Below are 15,694 nucleotides of genomic sequence, written 5' to 3'. Positions count from 1 at the left end.
CCTCCTCTATTCGTCGTCTTCGCACTCGGCGGAACTGGCACCGTTCACGTAGACGATCTGCTGGCGCGCCTCGTCGACGAGGGCGTCGAAGTCGAGTTTCTCGTCGGGGCGCGCGAGCGCGACCGTCATGGCGAGCGGGAGGTTGACACCCGCGATCACGTGGATCCGGTCGGAGGCGAAGCGGGAGAAGCGCTGGTTCACGCTGCCGCCGAGCGCGTCGGTGAGGACGACGACCTCGTCAGTGCCCGAAAGAGCCGCCTCGACCGCCGCGTCGAGCCCCTCGCCGTTGTCGTTCACGTAGGCGCACACGGCGTTGACGGCGTCGCTCTTACCCGTAAGGAACTCGAGGGTGTCCTTGAAGCCCTGGGCGAGAAGGGAATGGCTCGCCACAACTATCTTTCTCATTGATTCACCAATCTCTTGGGTCGAAGCTAAGCGAGGATGCCAGCGGCGGAGGCGACCATCGCGAGGACGATCACCACGAGGATGAGGACCGTCATGCTCGCGTTCTTCTTGGTAAGAAGGTAATACGCGCTTCCCGTGATGGCGGCGGGGATCATGGCAGGCAGGATCTTGTCGAGCAGCGGCTGAATCTCCATCGAGACGTCGCCGAAGCTGAAGCTAATCGGGCAGGTGACGCCGATGACCGAGGCGATGAGGCAGCCGACCACGGTGAGGCCGAGCACGGAGGCGGCGGCAGTGAGGTTGGGAAGCTTCTCGCTGAAGTCGGTGACGAGCTTCACGCCCTGCTTGTAGCCGAACTCGAGGGCGTGCATGCGGACCCAGAAGATGGCCAGGATGAGCGCGAACCAGATGCCGGCTCCCACGGGGTTGCCCTCGATGGCCATGTAGGCGGCGATGGAGCCCATGATGGTCGGGATCATGGTCATGAGCAGGGAGTCGCCGACGCCGGCGAGCGGTCCCATGGTGCCGATCTTCAGGTCTTGGACGGCGTCCGCCGCCGCTAGGCCGTCGCGTTCCTCCATGGCCACGCAGGCGCCGAGGATGATGGCGGCGAGCCAAGGCTGGGTATTGTAGTAGCGGAAGTGGTTGTTGAGCGCTTGCTTATAGTCCTCGTCGTTCGTGTAGATCTTCCTCAGGACCGGCGAGAGGGCGTAGGCGACTGAGGCGCCCTGCTGGGTCTGGTAGTTGAAGGTGCACACGCTCATGAGCCAGCGCCAGTTCGCGTTGCGCAGGTCCTTCTTGGTGACCTTGTAGCCGGAGGGCTTGCCCTCGGCGACGGCGGTGATGTTCTCGTTTTCCATGGTTACTCATCCTCTCCGATGAAGGCGTCTGCGGAAGCGTGGGCGGCGAGCTCGGTGTCCCTCTCGGCACGCTGGTAGAACGCGATCGCGAGGGCAACGCCGACGATGGCGGCGCCGATGATGGGCACGTTCAGGAAGGCCGAGAGGAAGAAGCCGGCGAGCAGGTACTGGAAGTACTTGCCGGTGGGCATGTAGCGGAGCAGCATGGCGATACCGATGGCCGGGAGCATCTTGCCGGCGAGGGTGAGGCCGGAGAGGAACCACTGGGGCATGACCTCGAGGAGCCAGTTGACGGCGGGCTGGCCGAGCGTCACGGAGACAAAGACGGGCAGGGCGGCGCACAGGCCGAAGAGCGCGGGGCAGACCCACAGGATGGCGTTCATCTGATTGAACTTGCCCTCGTTGCAGAACTTCTGGGACTTCTCGACGACGAAGCCGTTGAGGATCTTGACGATGACGTCGAGCTGGATGCCGAGCATGCCGACCGGCAGGCCGATGGCGAGGCCCGTGTCCGCGCCCAGGGTCACGCCGTAGGCGGTGGCGATGATGGCCATCGTGCCGTAGTCGGGAATCGACGAGCCGCCGAAGCCCGCGACGCCGAGCTGCATGAGCTGGATGGTGCCGCCGATGACGAGGCCGGTCTGCCAGTCGCCCATGACGACGCCGGTGATAAGGCCCCAGAAGACGGCATAGTTGACGAAGATCATCGGGATGCCGTAGTAGTCCACGTGCTTGATGAAGGCCAGCAGGGTCAAAAGGACGACCTGCAGGATAGTGAAGTTGACCATGATCCCTCCTTAGATGAGGTCGGCGACGGAGACGGGCTTGTCGGCGGGCACGAACTGTGCCGTCACCTTGACGCCGCGGGCGATGAGCGCCTTGTAGCTCTGGACGTTCTCGGCGGAGGCATAGGCGCGCTGGGTGAGCTGGACGCCGCCCTCCTTGACGAGCGAGCCGCCGACGATCAGCGACGGGAGCTCGATGCCCGACTCGACCAGGTGAAGGATCGTCTCGGGCTCCTTGGCGATGACAAAGACCTTCTCGCGGTCGTACTTGCCCGCCGCGAAGTTCTTGAGCGCGGTCTGCTCGGAGATGATCGAGACGGCCATGCCCGCGGGGCGCGCCATCCTCATAGTGGACTTCAGGACCTCGTCGCCGGCGACCTTGTCGTCGATGACCATGACTCGGGTCGCGCCCGACACCGGGGCCCACTGCGTCACGATGATGCCGTGAAGCAGGCGATTGTCGATTCGTGCCATAACAACACTCATGTTTGCTCCTATCAAATGAAGTTTTACGTTCGGTACTGCCTCGGCGCTATCCGGATTCGCGCCGGGCAAGGGGTTATCGAATTATTGAGGACGCGCGGTCAGCTTGCGGCGGCGCGGGGAAGGTCACTCGTCGAGCAGGAGGTCCGAGGAGCCGAGGCGCTCTTCTCGCGCCGGGGCGGCGCTCACGCTTATGTAGTCGAAGACATATGCGATCTCGCTTACGGGAACCTCTACGCGATAGCGCGTCGAGATGCTCGAGAAGCTCTGCCTGAAGGACTCGATGAAATCGGCACGCTCCTCCTCGAAGCGGTCCTGGCCAACGTAGGTCTCAATGGGGTTTCTGGTAACAAGGCGCTCGACGAGACAGCAGAGGTGGACGTAGAGCCCAATGATGGCGTTGCTGCCGATCTTCTCGCCTGTCCTGCGCTGAAGCTCGTGCACGGCGCTCTCGATCTCGTGGAATAGCCGCTCCGGGTCGAGGATGGTGATGGAGCGGATGACGTTCTGCAGCGTCATGTTCGAGAGCAGCTTCTCGTGGAAAGAAGAGAGCTCGGAAGCGTCAAGCCACCTGCCGAACACGGCATCGACCTTAGAGGCGGACGCCGTCGACATGATGTCCTCGAGGGCGACGAAGGGGACGGAGGCGACCCCGGGGTCTCCCGTGCCGATGACGGCGCAGACGCGGTGCTCGGAGAAAACGGCGTCGTTCGACCCGTTCGCGACGAGCTGCTTGAAGGGCCTCGTGAGCAGGCGCGCGCCTATGGTGCGCGGGAGGCTCTGCGAGACGAGCTGGCGTATCCTCTCCGCGGCGTCGACCCCGGACTCGGAGCAGAAGACGATGGCGTCCTCACGGTTGACGCGCTCGATCACCTTGCAGTGCGTCACGCACGCGGCGGTCGCATCGCCAAGAACCTCGGCGATGGACTTGCCGCCGAGCAGCCCGACCCCGATCTCGAGCGCAAGACCGGTAGAGACGTTGTTCACCACGCCGATAGTGGAGTCGGTAACGTTCTCGAGGGCCTTATAGGCCTCCTCCAAGGAGCCCATGTCGACGAGGAACACGACCCCGGTGCAGTAGGAATGGCGGTCGACGAGGCGCTGGAGCGGACCGACGATGTCCTTCAGCTGCTGGTCGTAGGGCATGTCGACCGCCTCGTACACATGCATGCCGAGCATACGGTTCGCCGCGTCGGCGATGCTCGTCGCCGTCGAGTAGCCGTGGGACAAGATGACGCAGAGCGTCCGAAGGGCCTTCGCGTCGCGAGACTCCGATGCGACGCACAGCGTCAGAAGCGTCTTCGTGAAGTGATCGAGCGAGATTCCCAGCGCCCCTTCCACGTCTGCGGCGACCTGATCGGAGACGCTCGAGGCAAACGGTAATTCGGAGGTCACGGCACCGAGGAGATGGGAGATTTGCTCCGCACAGGCAGACTTTCGCTTAGCCAGGCCGATGCCCGGCCACAACTGCAGGCAAATCTCCTGGGCCAGCAGAAAAGCGACCTTCCTCGAAAGCTCGATGCCATAAGAAGAGCCTGCGTCGGCAAGGACCGCGCCCACGATGCGCTCGAAGGCGCGCGACCTCGAGGAGGCAACGCCGCGGCCGAAGATCAAGTGATCCTCAACGCCGCGCACAGCGGAGACAGCTTGCGAGACGAGCTCGGAGACAGAGAGCTCCCCGGCGCAGAATCGCTCATCGAGAGAGCACAGGGCATCGAGCGCCTGCTCGACCGGCCCTGTGCTCTCGGCGGCATCCAGGGACGCGTCGATCAGAACGCCATCGTCGGGCTGTTGATCGATCTGCGCGGAGGAGAGGAGCCCGCTGGGAAGAAGATACGGGCGAACGACGACGTAGTCGCCCTCGCGATTGAGGAACGCTTTGGCGCAGCAGTTCGTCACGCAGGCGCGCAAGCCGGCGATGTTATCGGAAAAGTCCGCGTTCACGAGGCAGCGGTATGCGCCGCGGCTGATCTTCACATCAGAACCGATTCGGCACCCCTCGCTGCGCAGGAAGCTCAAGATGAGATCCTCGCGCTCCTCGGGGGTCCGCTCCTTGAGTGAGGGGACGCGGGCACAGATGGGCATTTTGCTGTAGGCCGAGGAAACCTTCAGGTCATCGGCGGAAAGCGTCGTCGAAAGAACGAGGCGAGCGCGCGGCGCATCCTGGGAGGCATCGAGCCCGAGGGCCGTCGCAAGGCAGTGCTCCATCGCAGAGGGAGAGAGTGCCTCGATGCCGTTGACAAAGACCACACCCCCGCGCGCTTTCGCGATCGACTCGTCAAGAAGCCCGTTGAACGAGGCGGCGTCCGGGACCCCGGCGCAGTCGATGCGCACATAGGAGGAGTCGCGGGACAGCAAGCCCTGGTTCTTGCCGTACTCGTACACAAGGCGAGAAAGGAAAGACTTACCGACACCCACGCCGCCGCTCAAGAGGATGGGCAGGCCAAACGGAGGGTACTGAACCGCAGCCTTGCACTGCTCGACAACGGAGCTGAGGCTCATGTCGAAGCCCACGGCACGCGCGAAGTCGCGGTGATCGGCGATTCCCGTCGCCTGGATGAGGTCGGCGAGCGAGGCGTACTCGCTTGCAGAGAGCTTTACCTGAAAACGCTTCTGGAACGCGCGGCGATGAAAATAACGGACAGGCCTGCCCGCCACCTTAACCACAAGACCGGCGCGAACAAGGTCGTTGAGGTACTGGCTCGCCAGGCTCCTGGAGATGATGAGCGTCTCGGCGATGTCGGAGGTGGACAGACGGGCAAGGTCGTCGAGCGAGACGGCGGAGGTGAGGGCCTCGAGATGCTCGAGAATCCTGTCCCTCATGTCGACGGGTTTCTTTGCCAAGCTGTCCTGTGTGGTCTTGTCCATGACTTCTTACCTCCTCGTACAAGGAGTATAAGGGGAGAACAGAGAACGGAAGGGGGCGCGTGGGGGAATCAACAGCTCCGAGGAAAAGTCCACCACTTGAGGGGCAGAAAACAACGGCCATTGAACATTCAGGGCCGACGCTCAACACTTCGGCTCGACACTTCGCTTTGGAAAGGGCCCTGCGCGATGGTGCAGCCCTCCATCTCGCAGCACAGGTCGCCGAAGGTCGCGAGGATGCGCTCCTTCTGTTCCGTGGGCGAGACGGCTCGGTGGGCAAGGTCCTCTCAAAAGGGGTCGTCCGACGCCGCAAGACCTCGATGACCGACTACCGCCTCGAGCAAGTGGCGGATTACCTCTGCACCATCGAACTTGCCTTGGTCAAGTGCGAGGCCAAGGAGAACGGTGAGACATACAACAAGTTCTTCGGAGGTATAGGCTCTTTCAAGAGGAACTGGCTCAAGCAACCCCGCAGCAAGCGGATATAGCTGGTCTCGCGGTTTCGCAAGGAACGGTCAGCTCTCCTCTGGCGAGGAACCCCGGGCGACGTGCTTCGAGCAGCGGAAGCTGAAGCGCAAGCAGAAGCAGCGCGGGCATTGATCGGTGCCGACATGGGCCCAGACGTGAACAGCGCTACGTCCCCTGTTCACGGGGCGCGAAACCGCAAAGGTTGCACAGAGGTTGCAAAATAAGAAGCCCCCGACCTGTTTTCGCAGGTCAGAGGCTTGAAATCAACGAATATCGTTTATTCCCACTCGATGGTCGCGGGCGGCTTGGACGTGATGTCGTAGCACACGCGGTTGGCGCCAGGAACCTCGGCAACGATGCGGCCAGAGATGCGGGCCAGTACGTCATAGGGCAGCTTGGCCCAGTCGGCGGTCATGGCATCGCTGGACTCGACGGCACGCAAGATGATCGGGCGCTGGTAGGTGCGCTCGTCGCCCATAACGCCAACGGACTTGATGTCAGGCAGGACCGCGAAATACTGCCAGCAGCTGTGCTCGGAGTTGCGCTCGCCGGTCTGCTCAAACAGACGCTGGTTGTAGGCGTCGAGCTCCTCGCGCACGATGGCATCGGCGTTCTTGAGGATCTCGAGCTTCTCCTTGTCGACCGCGCCGATGATGCGGATGGCCAGGCCCGGGCCCGGGAAGGGCTGACGGAACACGATGTGACCCGGCAGGCCCAGCGCCAGACCAAGCGCGCGGACCTCGTCCTTAAAGAAGTGGTCGAGCGGCTCAATGAGGTCGAAGTGCACGCCCTCGGGGAACGGGATCAGGTTGTGGTGGCTCTTGATGGTGGCCGTCTTGCCGCCCGTCTTGCGAGCGCCGGACTCGATGATGTCGGGGTAGATAGTGCCCTGAGCCAGGTACTTGACCGGCTTGCCGTCGGTCTCGAGCTGCTGCGCCACGGCGAAGAACTCTTTCCAGAACTGCGTACCGATGATACGGCGCTTCTCCTCGGGCTCGGTCACGCCGGCCAGAAGCTCGGCGTAGCGGTCCTCGGCATGAACGTGGATAAAGTCGACGTCAAATTGCTTGGTGAAGACCTCCTCCACCTGCTCGGGCTCGCCCTTGCGCAGCAGGCCGTGGTTGATGAACACGCAGGTCATCTGCTTGCCCACGGCGCGGGCGCCCAGCGCAGCCACGACGGAGGAGTCGACGCCGCCGGACAGGGCCAGAATCACGCGGTCGTTGCCGACCTTCTCGCGGAACTCAGCCGTCATGGTCTCGACCAGGTTGTCCATGCTCCAGTTGGGCTCCAGGCCGCAGATCTCAAACAGGAAGTTGCTCAGCAGCTGCTGACCGTACTCGGAGTGCTTGACCTCGGGGTGGAACTGCGTGGTGAAAATCTTGCGCTCGACGCACTCCATGGCGGCAACCGGGCACACGTCGGTGCTGGCGGTAACGGTAAAGCCCTCGGGCACCTCGGAAACGGCGTCGCGGTGGCTCATCCACACGGTCTGCTCCATGGGCGTAGAGTTAAAGAGCTTGGCACCAGCCGTGCGCGTGATGGTGGCGCGGCCATACTCGCCCACCTCGGAGTGGCCGACCTTGCCGCCGAGCGTCACGGCCGTGATCTGATGGCCGTAGCAAAAGCCCAGGACGGGAAGGCCCAGGTCAAAGATGGCAGGATCGATGGACGGAGCGTCCTCGGCATACACAGAAGCCGGGCCGCCGGAAAGGATGAGCGCAGAGGCGTTCATCTCGCGAATCTCGTCGGCCGAGATGTCGCAGGGGACAATCTCGGAATACACGTTGAGGTCGCGGACGCGACGGGCAATGAGCTGACCGTACTGCGCACCAAAGTCGAGTACGAGGACCTTTGCGGAAGCCTTTTGATCCATGGTTCCCCCTCTTGTTGGCGGGGAGCCGGTGCCCACCCGCGCGAATAAACGAGAATAACTTTCATAGTGTACACGTTATATGGGGTTTCTCGTCCCTCGCAGCCATCAGCGCACGGCAAACGCACGACCTGGGTCCCTATTTGACGGCAATTGAAGTGTTACCAAACGTTACAGATGATGTAATACGTTTGAACATTGTACGCCCTGTGCCACAATACTGCCGAACGACTCCGCCTCTGCGGCGGCAAATACGATAGGAATACCAGCATGAAGCGCATCCTTCTCATCGCCACGGGCGGCACCATCGCATCGACCGAGGACGGCAACGGCCTCTCCCCCGCCCTGACCGGTGAGGAGCTCGCCCAGAGTGTCCCCGAGATCTCGGGCCTCTGCGAGCTCGACGTGGTGCAGCCCATGAACATCGACAGCACCAATATGCGCCCGAGCGACTGGATGCGCATCCGCGACGTCATTGTCGAGGGTTATGCCGACCACGACGGCTTCGTGATCATGCACGGCACCGACACCATGAGCTACACCGCGGCAGCGCTTTCCTACCTGATTCAGGACAGCCCCAAGCCCATCGTGCTCACCGGCTCGCAAAAGCCCATGGGCAATCCCTTTACCGACGCCAAGCTCAACCTGTACCAGAGCCTGCTCTATGCGCTCGATGAGCATTCGCACGACGTCTCGATCGTTTTTGGCGGCGTGGCCATTGCCGGCACGCGCGCCCGTAAGCAGCGCACCATGAGCTTTAATGCGTTCATTAGCGTCAACTATCCGCCCATTGCCTACATCCGCAACGACCGCATCGTGCGCAACGGGCTTCACGGCACGCATCAGGGCGAAAACCCGGTGCGTTTCTACGACAGCATCGACCCGCGCGTATTTGTACTTAAGCTTACGCCCGGCGTAAACCCGGGCATCCTCGACGCCCTTGCCGATAGCTACGACGCCGTGATTCTGGAGACCTTTGGCATTGGCGGTATCCCCGAATTTGGTGAGTCGGGCGAGTCGTTCCAAGAGGCGATTTTCCGCTGGGTCGATTCGGGCCGCACCGTCGTTATGACCACGCAGGTCCCCGAAGAGGGCCTCGATCTGGGCGTTTATGAGGTCGGCCGTGCTTACGCCGATCATCCGGGCATTCTGTGCGGCGACGACATGACCACCGAGACGCTCGTGGCCAAGACCATGTGGGCACTCGGCCAGTCACGTGATGCGGCAGAGATTCAGCGCCTGTTTTACAGCCAAGTCAACCACGATCGCATCCCGATGGCGTAATTCCTAAGGCAGTTCCACTTATCGCAGCCTCAAACGACAGGTGGTCCCCCTCGGGCCGTGCAAAAATCGGAGTATTCTGCAATTTCTCCGCCGGAGGCATAGAATCGGCCGACTGTTAGACGAACTTTTAGGGCGAAGAGGCCGTCTAGTAAATATTTATTCCACATTTTTATTAAGTGTGTGGATTAACTACTGTCAAAAAAGCAAAGCCAGCCGCCCGAGCTACCATCTACGGCTGAACAGGTGCTGAATACTCGCGATTTTGCACATCGCAACCAGGGGGACCCGCCCAAAGAGCGTCAATTAGCAGCGGGAATCGCCCTATTCGATGCCCTCGAGAAGTTCTGACACCGTCATGCCGAGTGCGGGCGCGATCTTAAATAGAACCTTGAGCGTGAAATTTGCCGTCCCATCTTCGATTCGGTCGAGGTAGGGTCGGCTGATTCCTGTCGCCACACAAAAATCAACCTTGGAGATACCAAGGTCCCTGCGTGTCTCTTCGACCCGCCTGCCAAGAATCTGTTTCGCACGTTCGTCCATGCAGCCGAGTTTGAAATGGAGCCGAACATAAACGTAAACTATAATTTACGTTTTGCCGAATACACAGGAGTTTTCTATGTCGGGTTCTTCGGTCCGCATGTACCGAGCCACGCCTCGCACAAACAGCGCACCGCCCGAGCTCGTCGTCGTTGAAGCAGAATGCCTTTCGCCCGATGAGCGCACAGCATTTGCATTGCTATCAAGTCGCGTCGCCGCCGTTCTGGTCCCTTGCCCGGCGCAAGGTGAACTTGCCATCCAATGCCAAGCGCACAGCTGCTCGCTCAAGCAGGCTGCCGTAATCGCAACCAGCCAACGAGGTCTGCCCCTTCTCCTGGAAGCCGGTATCGCACTTGCCCTTCGCGGCGCCGGATACGAAAACGAGGCCGCCGCCGACATGGTCTTTAAACCACGATCGAGCGGCGGCCTCGCAGCAGCCATTGAATATGTGTGCAGGCTCGTTGCCTAAAAGGACAAGCTAGAAACCAAAGCCAAAGCCCGTTCCAGTAATCGCCGAATACATAAAGTAGACGTTGATTACATTGAGGAACACGCCCGTGATGCAGCCGTTGCGCAGGTAGCGCTCGCACGCAAGACGTGCCATCACAGCGGAGTCCTCGTTGTTCTTTGCCTGGCGTCCCGCCGTAAAGTACGTCGCCACGCTCAGCAGCAGGTTGAGCACCGGCAGTGCCAGCAGCTCGTAGCTCTTACCCCAGCGCGTCACCTCGCCGGCTGCGTTAAACTTCGTTGCCACCTCGGGGCCAATGTTGGGGATCACAAACGCTGCAACCACCAGCGGAATCACCGCAAGTACGAGCAGCGCAATACCCATGTAGCCAGCTTTTTTGCCATATTTAAACATATGCGTCGTCCTTACACGTTAAAGCGGAAGTGCACGACGTCGCCATCGGCCATGACATAGTCCTTGCCCTCAATACGCAGCTTGCCGGCGGCCTTGGCGCCCTGCTCGCCGCCGAGCTCGATGTAGTCGTCATAGCCAATAACCTCGGCCTTAATAAAGCCGCGCTCAAAGTCGGTGTGGATGACGCCGGCGGCCTGCGGGGCGGTCGCGCCCTGACGAACCGTCCAGGCCTTGACCTCCATCTCGCCAGCCGTAAAGAACGACTGCAGGCCGAGCAGCTTGTAGGCTGCTTGCGCGAGCACGTCCAGGCCGGGCTGCTCCAAGCCCAGGCTCTCCAGGTAGTCGGCGGCGTCCTCGGGATCGAGCTCGGAAAGCTCGGCCTCGATCTTGGCGCAGATGGGTAGCGGCTTGACACCGTCGATGGGCGCCAGGTCCTCGTTGAGCATGTCCTCGTCTACGTTGGCCACATACAGGATGGGCTTCATAGTAAGCAGGAACAAGCCCTTGGCAGCAGCGCGCTCCTCGTCGGTCATCTCCATGGATGCGGCGCGCTTGCCCTCGTTGAGCCAGGCGAGCAGGCGCTTGGCCACCTCGAACTTGGGCATGAGCTCCTTGTCGCGCTTGGCCTCCTTCTCGAGCTTGGGCAGTTGTTTCTCGAGCGTGCCCATGTCGGCCAGGATGAGCTCGGTCATGATGGTGTCGGCGTCACCGGCGGGGTCGACGAACTCGCCCGTGCGGCCCACCTCACGCATAACGTTGGGGTCCTTAAAGTAGCGCACGACCTCGCAGATGGCGTCGGTCTCGCGGATGTTTGCCAAGAACTGGTTGCCCAGGCCCTCGCCCTCGTTGGCACCCTTCACCAGGCCAGCGATGTCGACGAACTCGACCGTAGCCGGCACAATGCGGCCGGGGTTAACGATGTCGGCGAGCTTTTGCAGGCGGCTATCGGGCACATCGACGATACCCACGTTGGGGTCGATCGTGGCAAACGGGTAGTTGGCGGCAAGGCCGGTCTTTTTGGTAAGCGCGGTGAACAACGTCGACTTGCCCACGTTGGGCAGGCCCACGATACCGATGGAAAGGGACACGACAGCTCCTTTTGGTACAGGTACTTCAAACTGCATAAGTATAGCGCCGCCGCAGCATCCGGGCGAATCCGGACGCCACGACGGCGCAAATGAAGCAGAGATGCGTGAGGGTTCGAGACAGTAGTCCTTACTTAAGCTCGGGCCAGAAATCCTTGTTGGCCTCGATGAGCTCGTCCAGGATCTGCTTAGCAACGCTTGCCGAAGGAATGGTCTTGGAGAGCGTGAGCGCCTGCCAGAGCTTCTGGTAGCTGCCCTCGACCCAAGCCTGGACAACGAGCTTCTCGACGGAAACCTGCTGCTCCATCAGGCCCTTCTGGAACTGCGGGATCGGGCCCTGGCAAATCTTCTCAAAGCCGTTGGAGCCGACGATGCAAGGCACCTCGACCATGGCCGTCGGGTCGAAGTTGGGCACAGCACCATCGTTGGGGACAATCAGCAGGAAGCGCTCGAGCGTGTTCTCGGCCAGCGCGCAGGCAAGGTCGACGATGTAGTTGGCGTGTACGTCGGGCTCAAAGCCGCCGTCCTTGGCAGTACCCTTGGCGATGATGTCGCGGCAAGCGCCAAAGACCTTCTTCTCGCGGCCGTCCATAACCTCATTGGCGCGAGTGTAGTTGGGGTCAGACGTCTCGACGACATAGTCCGGGTACAGGTAATACTTGAGGTAGGTATTGGGAATCGTCTCGGGATCGACAGCATAGACATCCTTGGCCTTGCCGAAGGTGTGAATCCAGCTCTCCTCGACATGCTGCTCCTTACCGGCCTCGTGCTCGATGCCGTCCAGGTAGCCGTTCTTAGCCATGTGCTCCTTAATCTTCGGCATGAGGTCGTTGCCATCCTTGTCGTAGATTTTGCTCCACCAACCAAAGTGGTTGAGGCCGTAGTAGCTATACTGCAGCTCGCGACGATCCTTGATGCCGCACATACGGCTCATCTTATCCATGAGGTCGATCGGCATGTCGCAGATGTTGATGATGCGGCTGTTGGGGCGCAGCACGCGGCAGGCCTCGGCGACGATGGCCGCGGGGTTGGAGTAGTTGAGCATCCAGGCGTTGGGACTGTACTTCTCCATGTAGTCGAGGATCTCGATGACGCCGCCGATGGAGCGCATGCCGTAGGCGATACCGCCGGCACCGCAGGTCTCTTGGCCAACGCAGCCGTACTTGAGAGGAATCTTCTCGTCGAGCTCACGCATGGCATACAGGCCGACGCGGATGTGAGCAAGGACGAAGTCGGTCCCGGTGAATGCGGTCTCGGGGTCGGTGGTGTAGTTGAACTCAACCTCGGGAGCGTTCTCATGGAAGTAGATCTCGCAGGCCTTGGCCACGGTCTCCTGACGCTCGGCGTTGTTGTCGTAGAAGGTCACCTTGTTGACCGGGAAGCGGTCGCGCTCCTCAAGCAGCATCAGGGCAATGCCCGGAGTGAAGGTAGAGCCACCGCCGGCAATGGTCACGGCATAGTTTTTCTTGGACATGATGTCCTCCTCATTCTGGCCGCTTGCTCAATCCATCCCCGCACGCGGCCTGTACGGTTTGGAATTGTTACCTAGAAGTGGAGTTTTTTATCTCTAGAATCGGCCTTGCGGTGCATGCCGGCTCTGCAAGGCCGATTGTTTCGATGGACGATGGTTTACAGAAGACTCTCGAACTTCAGAAGACTCTCGAACTTCTCGCGAACCTGCGGGACGGTAAGGCCGATGATGACTTGGATTGACTGACCTTGGACCACCAAGCCATGCGTACCGATCGCCTTGAAGGAAGCCTCGGGTGCAACGACGCTCTTGTCCTTGACGTTAACGCGCAGACGGGTAGCGCAGTTAGTTACATCGATGATGTTATCCGTGCCACCGAGCAGATCGAGGATGTTCTCGGCAAGCACCAAGCGCTCGTCATCTTTACTCTGGGCGACCGATTTGCCAGCAGCAGCACCGCCCTGCTTTTGCTTGTAGTCGGCCTTGGACTTGAGCTCGACCTCAACATCGTCATCCTCGCGACCGGGGGTCTTAAAGTCGAACTTGACGATCAGGAAACGGAAGACCACGACCCAAAGAGCGGTAAAGCACAGACCGACAAGGATGGAGATGGCGTACTGCAGACCGTGTGCGGCCCAAAGGGGCAGCCAGTCCCACGAGAGCATCGAGATGATGCCGCCGTCGAAGATACCCACGACGCCAAGGAGGTTTTGAGCCATGCAGCCGAGCGCTCCGAGCACGCAGTGGACGACGAACAGGCCGGGCGCGATGAACAGGAAGGTGAAGTCAAGCGGCTCGGTGATACCGCAAAGCATAGCGGTAAGGGTGACCGGGATCAGCAGAGCCTTGACGCGCTGCTTGCGCTCGGGTTTGGCGGTCATATAAAACGCAATGGCGACGCCAAGCGAGCCGAAGACCTTAGTCCAACCAGGGCAGGTATAGGCAGCCCAGGGTGCGGCATCCTTAAGAGCAATGCTCGGATCGGCAGCCAGTTGGGGCAGGATATTGGCCCAAGCAGCAAAGATGCCGCCGTTGACCGCCGCGTTGTCGTAATAGAACGGCGTATAGATAAAGTGGTGCAGGCCTGTAGGGATCAGCACGCGCTCGAAGAAAGCAAAGACACCCACGCCAAACGTACCGGCGGAAAGGATGAATCCCTGGAAGGCAGAGATAGCAGCCTGAACATGCGGCCACACCAGGCAGGCGATAAGAGCGACCGGAACCATAACGAAGAAACCGATCATATAGATGAACACGGAACCCGAGAACACGCCCAACCACTCGGGGAGCTCGGTGTCGAAGAACTTATTATGCAGCATCGTGGCGATACCAGAGATAATGAGCGCGCCCATGATGCCCATATCAAGCGTTTTGATGCTTGCGATAGTGGCAAGACCAGTACCGCTGCCCGCCTCGACAGAGTAGTCGACCCCAAAGACAGGGCCCCACTGCCCCAAGATTGTGCTAACAAAGTAGTTGAAGGTAAGGTAGATGGCCAAAGCCTCCATGCAGCAGCGAGCGTTCTGCTTGTTCGCGAGCGAGATTGGCAACGCTACGCAAAACAGCAACGGCATCTGGTTAAAGAGCGTCCAACCACCCTGGAGCAGCACATTCCAGCAATCAAACCAAAGATGGCCCGCAGTGGCCATCTCGCCAAAGATCGCCTCGGTGGTAAACAACGTACCCAGGCCGACGACGATTCCGGAAAATGCGAAAAGAATTGCAGGCGTGTACATTGCACCGCCGAAACGTTGTATCTTTTGCATCATGACGGGGAATCCCCCTCTCTTCATTCGGAGCGACTGCGGTTTTGGCTTCACTCGAGACCGCAGACGCGCCGTTTGCGTGTACCTCGTGCAATAGGACGGGTGGGCCCGCTTCCCTGACTTCTTGCGCTTCTATTTTTATCATATCACTTATCTAGACAAGTTAGCATAAATACTACGGTCGGTAAACGGTTGATTATTGGCCGTAAACGGTATATGTCCAGTATTTCGCCTGTTAAATCTGATATAACTGATGGCTGCATTTCATTTTTCTTTTCTACTTGTCTAGATGTGCTTGTCTATATCTATAGACATACCTATACTTCATTACAACATTCACCGCTACGTTAAGGAGTCACCATGAAAAGCGCGGTCTTCTATGGAAAGCACGACCTCAGAGTCGAGGAATCGGCAAAGCCGGCCGTGGGCAGGCGCGACGTTCTGATCAACGTCAAAGCTTGCGGCGTCTGCGGCACCGACGTGCATATCTATGAAGGCGACAAGGGTGCGGCCGACGTTACCCCGCCCACGATCCTTGGTCATGAGTTTGCGGGCGTTGTCGAGGCCGTGGGCAGCGACGTCGCTGGCTTTAAACCGGGCGATCGCGTGTGCATCGACCCAAACCATCCCTGCGGCTGCTGCGAACCCTGCCGCGACGGAATCAACCACTACTGCGAGCATATGACCGGTTACGGCACCACCGTTAACGGCGGCTTTGCCGAGTACTGCTCCGTCGATATGCAGCAAGTCTACAAGTTGGGCGATCACACCAGCTTCGAGCAGGGCGCTATGACCGAGCCCGTCGCCTGCTGCCTGCACGGCATCGATATGTGCAACATCAAGCCCGGCAGCACAGTTGTCGTTATCGGCGGTGGCATGATCGGTCTGCTCATGATGCAGCTTGCTAAAAACGCCGGCGCCACCAAGGTTGTCTTGCTCGAGCCCGTCGA

General features: G+C 60.3%; 15 protein-coding genes. 4 read left to right on the top strand and 11 right to left on the bottom strand.

What is annotated here, in order from left to right; translation table 11 throughout:
* Window positions 1-6: 6 nt before the first annotated feature.
* The 5 genes from AB5Z54_RS04165 to AB5Z54_RS04145 all read right to left on the bottom strand — a co-directional run bounded on the left by AB5Z54_RS04165 (window position 7) and on the right by AB5Z54_RS04145 (window position 5,401).
* Window positions 7-405 (bottom strand): PTS sugar transporter subunit IIA, encoded by a 399-nt coding sequence (locus AB5Z54_RS04165; protein ID WP_055287011.1) that lies wholly within the window; start codon window positions 403-405, stop codon window positions 7-9.
* Between the two features lie 26 nt (window positions 406-431).
* Window positions 432-1,265, bottom strand: coding sequence for a PTS system mannose/fructose/sorbose family transporter subunit IID (locus AB5Z54_RS04160; RefSeq protein WP_055287013.1), 834 nt, complete (start codon window positions 1,263-1,265; stop codon window positions 432-434).
* Between the two features lie 2 nt (window positions 1,266-1,267).
* On the bottom strand, window positions 1,268-2,053 hold the full coding sequence (locus AB5Z54_RS04155) for a PTS mannose/fructose/sorbose/N-acetylgalactosamine transporter subunit IIC (RefSeq protein ID WP_368160361.1): 786 nt from the start codon (window positions 2,051-2,053) through the stop codon (window positions 1,268-1,270).
* 9 nt (window positions 2,054-2,062) lie between these two features.
* Window positions 2,063-2,536: a PTS sugar transporter subunit IIB gene (locus tag AB5Z54_RS04150; RefSeq protein ID WP_055287016.1), complete on the bottom strand. Its 474-nt coding sequence runs from the start codon at window positions 2,534-2,536 to the stop codon at window positions 2,063-2,065.
* A 123-nt stretch (window positions 2,537-2,659) separates the two neighbouring features.
* Window positions 2,660-5,401 (bottom strand): PRD domain-containing protein, encoded by a 2,742-nt coding sequence (locus tag AB5Z54_RS04145; RefSeq protein ID WP_368160358.1) that lies wholly within the window; start codon window positions 5,399-5,401, stop codon window positions 2,660-2,662.
* Window positions 5,402-5,460: 59 nt separating this feature from the next.
* On the opposite strand from AB5Z54_RS04145, the gene AB5Z54_RS04140 reads away from it, so the two are divergent.
* Window positions 5,461-5,886, top strand: a complete 426-nt coding sequence (locus AB5Z54_RS04140; RefSeq protein ID WP_368160357.1) for a hypothetical protein — start codon at window positions 5,461-5,463, stop codon at window positions 5,884-5,886.
* 257 nt (window positions 5,887-6,143) lie between these two features.
* Here the strand turns inward: AB5Z54_RS04140 and guaA are convergent, their stop codons facing one another.
* Complete coding sequence (guaA, locus tag AB5Z54_RS04135) at window positions 6,144-7,742, bottom strand: glutamine-hydrolyzing GMP synthase (RefSeq protein ID WP_117635915.1); 1,599 nt, start codon at window positions 7,740-7,742, stop codon at window positions 6,144-6,146.
* Window positions 7,743-8,009: 267 nt separating this feature from the next.
* Between guaA and AB5Z54_RS04130 the strand changes: the two genes are divergently transcribed.
* Window positions 8,010-9,023, top strand: a complete 1,014-nt coding sequence (locus tag AB5Z54_RS04130) for an asparaginase (RefSeq protein ID WP_368160355.1) — start codon at window positions 8,010-8,012, stop codon at window positions 9,021-9,023.
* A 321-nt stretch (window positions 9,024-9,344) separates the two neighbouring features.
* Here the strand turns inward: AB5Z54_RS04130 and AB5Z54_RS04125 are convergent, their stop codons facing one another.
* A complete protein-coding gene (locus AB5Z54_RS04125; protein WP_035136926.1) occupies window positions 9,345-9,563 on the bottom strand; it encodes a helix-turn-helix domain-containing protein in 219 nt (72 codons plus the stop codon).
* 76 nt (window positions 9,564-9,639) lie between these two features.
* Between AB5Z54_RS04125 and AB5Z54_RS04120 the strand changes: the two genes are divergently transcribed.
* A complete protein-coding gene (locus AB5Z54_RS04120) occupies window positions 9,640-10,029 on the top strand; it encodes a hypothetical protein (RefSeq protein WP_368160352.1) in 390 nt (129 codons plus the stop codon).
* Window positions 10,030-10,038: 9 nt separating this feature from the next.
* Here the strand turns inward: AB5Z54_RS04120 and AB5Z54_RS04115 are convergent, their stop codons facing one another.
* The 4 genes from AB5Z54_RS04115 to AB5Z54_RS04100 form a co-directional block, all read right to left on the bottom strand.
* A complete protein-coding gene (locus AB5Z54_RS04115; protein WP_161116122.1) occupies window positions 10,039-10,422 on the bottom strand; it encodes a DUF1648 domain-containing protein in 384 nt (127 codons plus the stop codon).
* An 11-nt stretch (window positions 10,423-10,433) separates the two neighbouring features.
* Entirely contained in the window at window positions 10,434-11,510 is a 1,077-nt protein-coding gene (gene ychF, locus AB5Z54_RS04110) for a redox-regulated ATPase YchF (RefSeq protein ID WP_055309950.1), read from the bottom strand.
* Window positions 11,511-11,637: 127 nt separating this feature from the next.
* Window positions 11,638-12,981: a 6-phospho-alpha-glucosidase gene (locus AB5Z54_RS04105; protein ID WP_368160349.1), complete on the bottom strand. Its 1,344-nt coding sequence runs from the start codon at window positions 12,979-12,981 to the stop codon at window positions 11,638-11,640.
* Between the two features lie 155 nt (window positions 12,982-13,136).
* A complete protein-coding gene (locus AB5Z54_RS04100; RefSeq protein ID WP_368160507.1) occupies window positions 13,137-14,744 on the bottom strand; it encodes an alpha-glucoside-specific PTS transporter subunit IIBC in 1,608 nt (535 codons plus the stop codon).
* Between the two features lie 360 nt (window positions 14,745-15,104).
* On the opposite strand from AB5Z54_RS04100, the gene AB5Z54_RS04095 reads away from it, so the two are divergent.
* Window positions 15,105-15,694, top strand: a 590-nt coding sequence (locus AB5Z54_RS04095) for an alcohol dehydrogenase catalytic domain-containing protein (protein WP_368160346.1), incomplete at its 3' end; no start/stop codon positions are given.

It is taken from the genome of Collinsella aerofaciens (assembly GCF_040910185.1).
GTDB lineage: Bacteria > Actinomycetota > Coriobacteriia > Coriobacteriales > Coriobacteriaceae > Collinsella > Collinsella aerofaciens_BF.
The sequence above is the reverse complement of the archived record's forward strand: the minus strand, read 5'-3'. Positions and strand labels throughout refer to the sequence as shown.

Coding starts and splice junctions, on each gene's coding strand:
- AB5Z54_RS04125 (WP_035136926.1), bottom strand. CDS start 9,563: ATGGACGAACGTGCGAAACAGATTCTTGGCAGGCGGGTCGAAGAGACA.
- AB5Z54_RS04100 (WP_368160507.1), bottom strand. CDS start 14,744: ATGCAAAAGATACAACGTTTCGGCGGTGCAATGTACACGCCTGCAATT.
- guaA (WP_117635915.1), bottom strand. CDS start 7,742: ATGGATCAAAAGGCTTCCGCAAAGGTCCTCGTACTCGACTTTGGTGCG.
- AB5Z54_RS04115 (WP_161116122.1), bottom strand. CDS start 10,422: ATGTTTAAATATGGCAAAAAAGCTGGCTACATGGGTATTGCGCTGCTC.
- AB5Z54_RS04165 (WP_055287011.1), bottom strand. CDS start 405: ATGAGAAAGATAGTTGTGGCGAGCCATTCCCTTCTCGCCCAGGGCTTC.
- AB5Z54_RS04130 (WP_368160355.1), top strand. CDS start 8,010: ATGAAGCGCATCCTTCTCATCGCCACGGGCGGCACCATCGCATCGACC.
- AB5Z54_RS04145 (WP_368160358.1), bottom strand. CDS start 5,401: ATGGACAAGACCACACAGGACAGCTTGGCAAAGAAACCCGTCGACATG.
- AB5Z54_RS04105 (WP_368160349.1), bottom strand. CDS start 12,981: ATGTCCAAGAAAAACTATGCCGTGACCATTGCCGGCGGTGGCTCTACC.
- AB5Z54_RS04120 (WP_368160352.1), top strand. CDS start 9,640: ATGTCGGGTTCTTCGGTCCGCATGTACCGAGCCACGCCTCGCACAAAC.
- AB5Z54_RS04155 (WP_368160361.1), bottom strand. CDS start 2,053: ATGGTCAACTTCACTATCCTGCAGGTCGTCCTTTTGACCCTGCTGGCC.
- AB5Z54_RS04160 (WP_055287013.1), bottom strand. CDS start 1,265: ATGGAAAACGAGAACATCACCGCCGTCGCCGAGGGCAAGCCCTCCGGC.
- AB5Z54_RS04150 (WP_055287016.1), bottom strand. CDS start 2,536: ATGAGTGTTGTTATGGCACGAATCGACAATCGCCTGCTTCACGGCATC.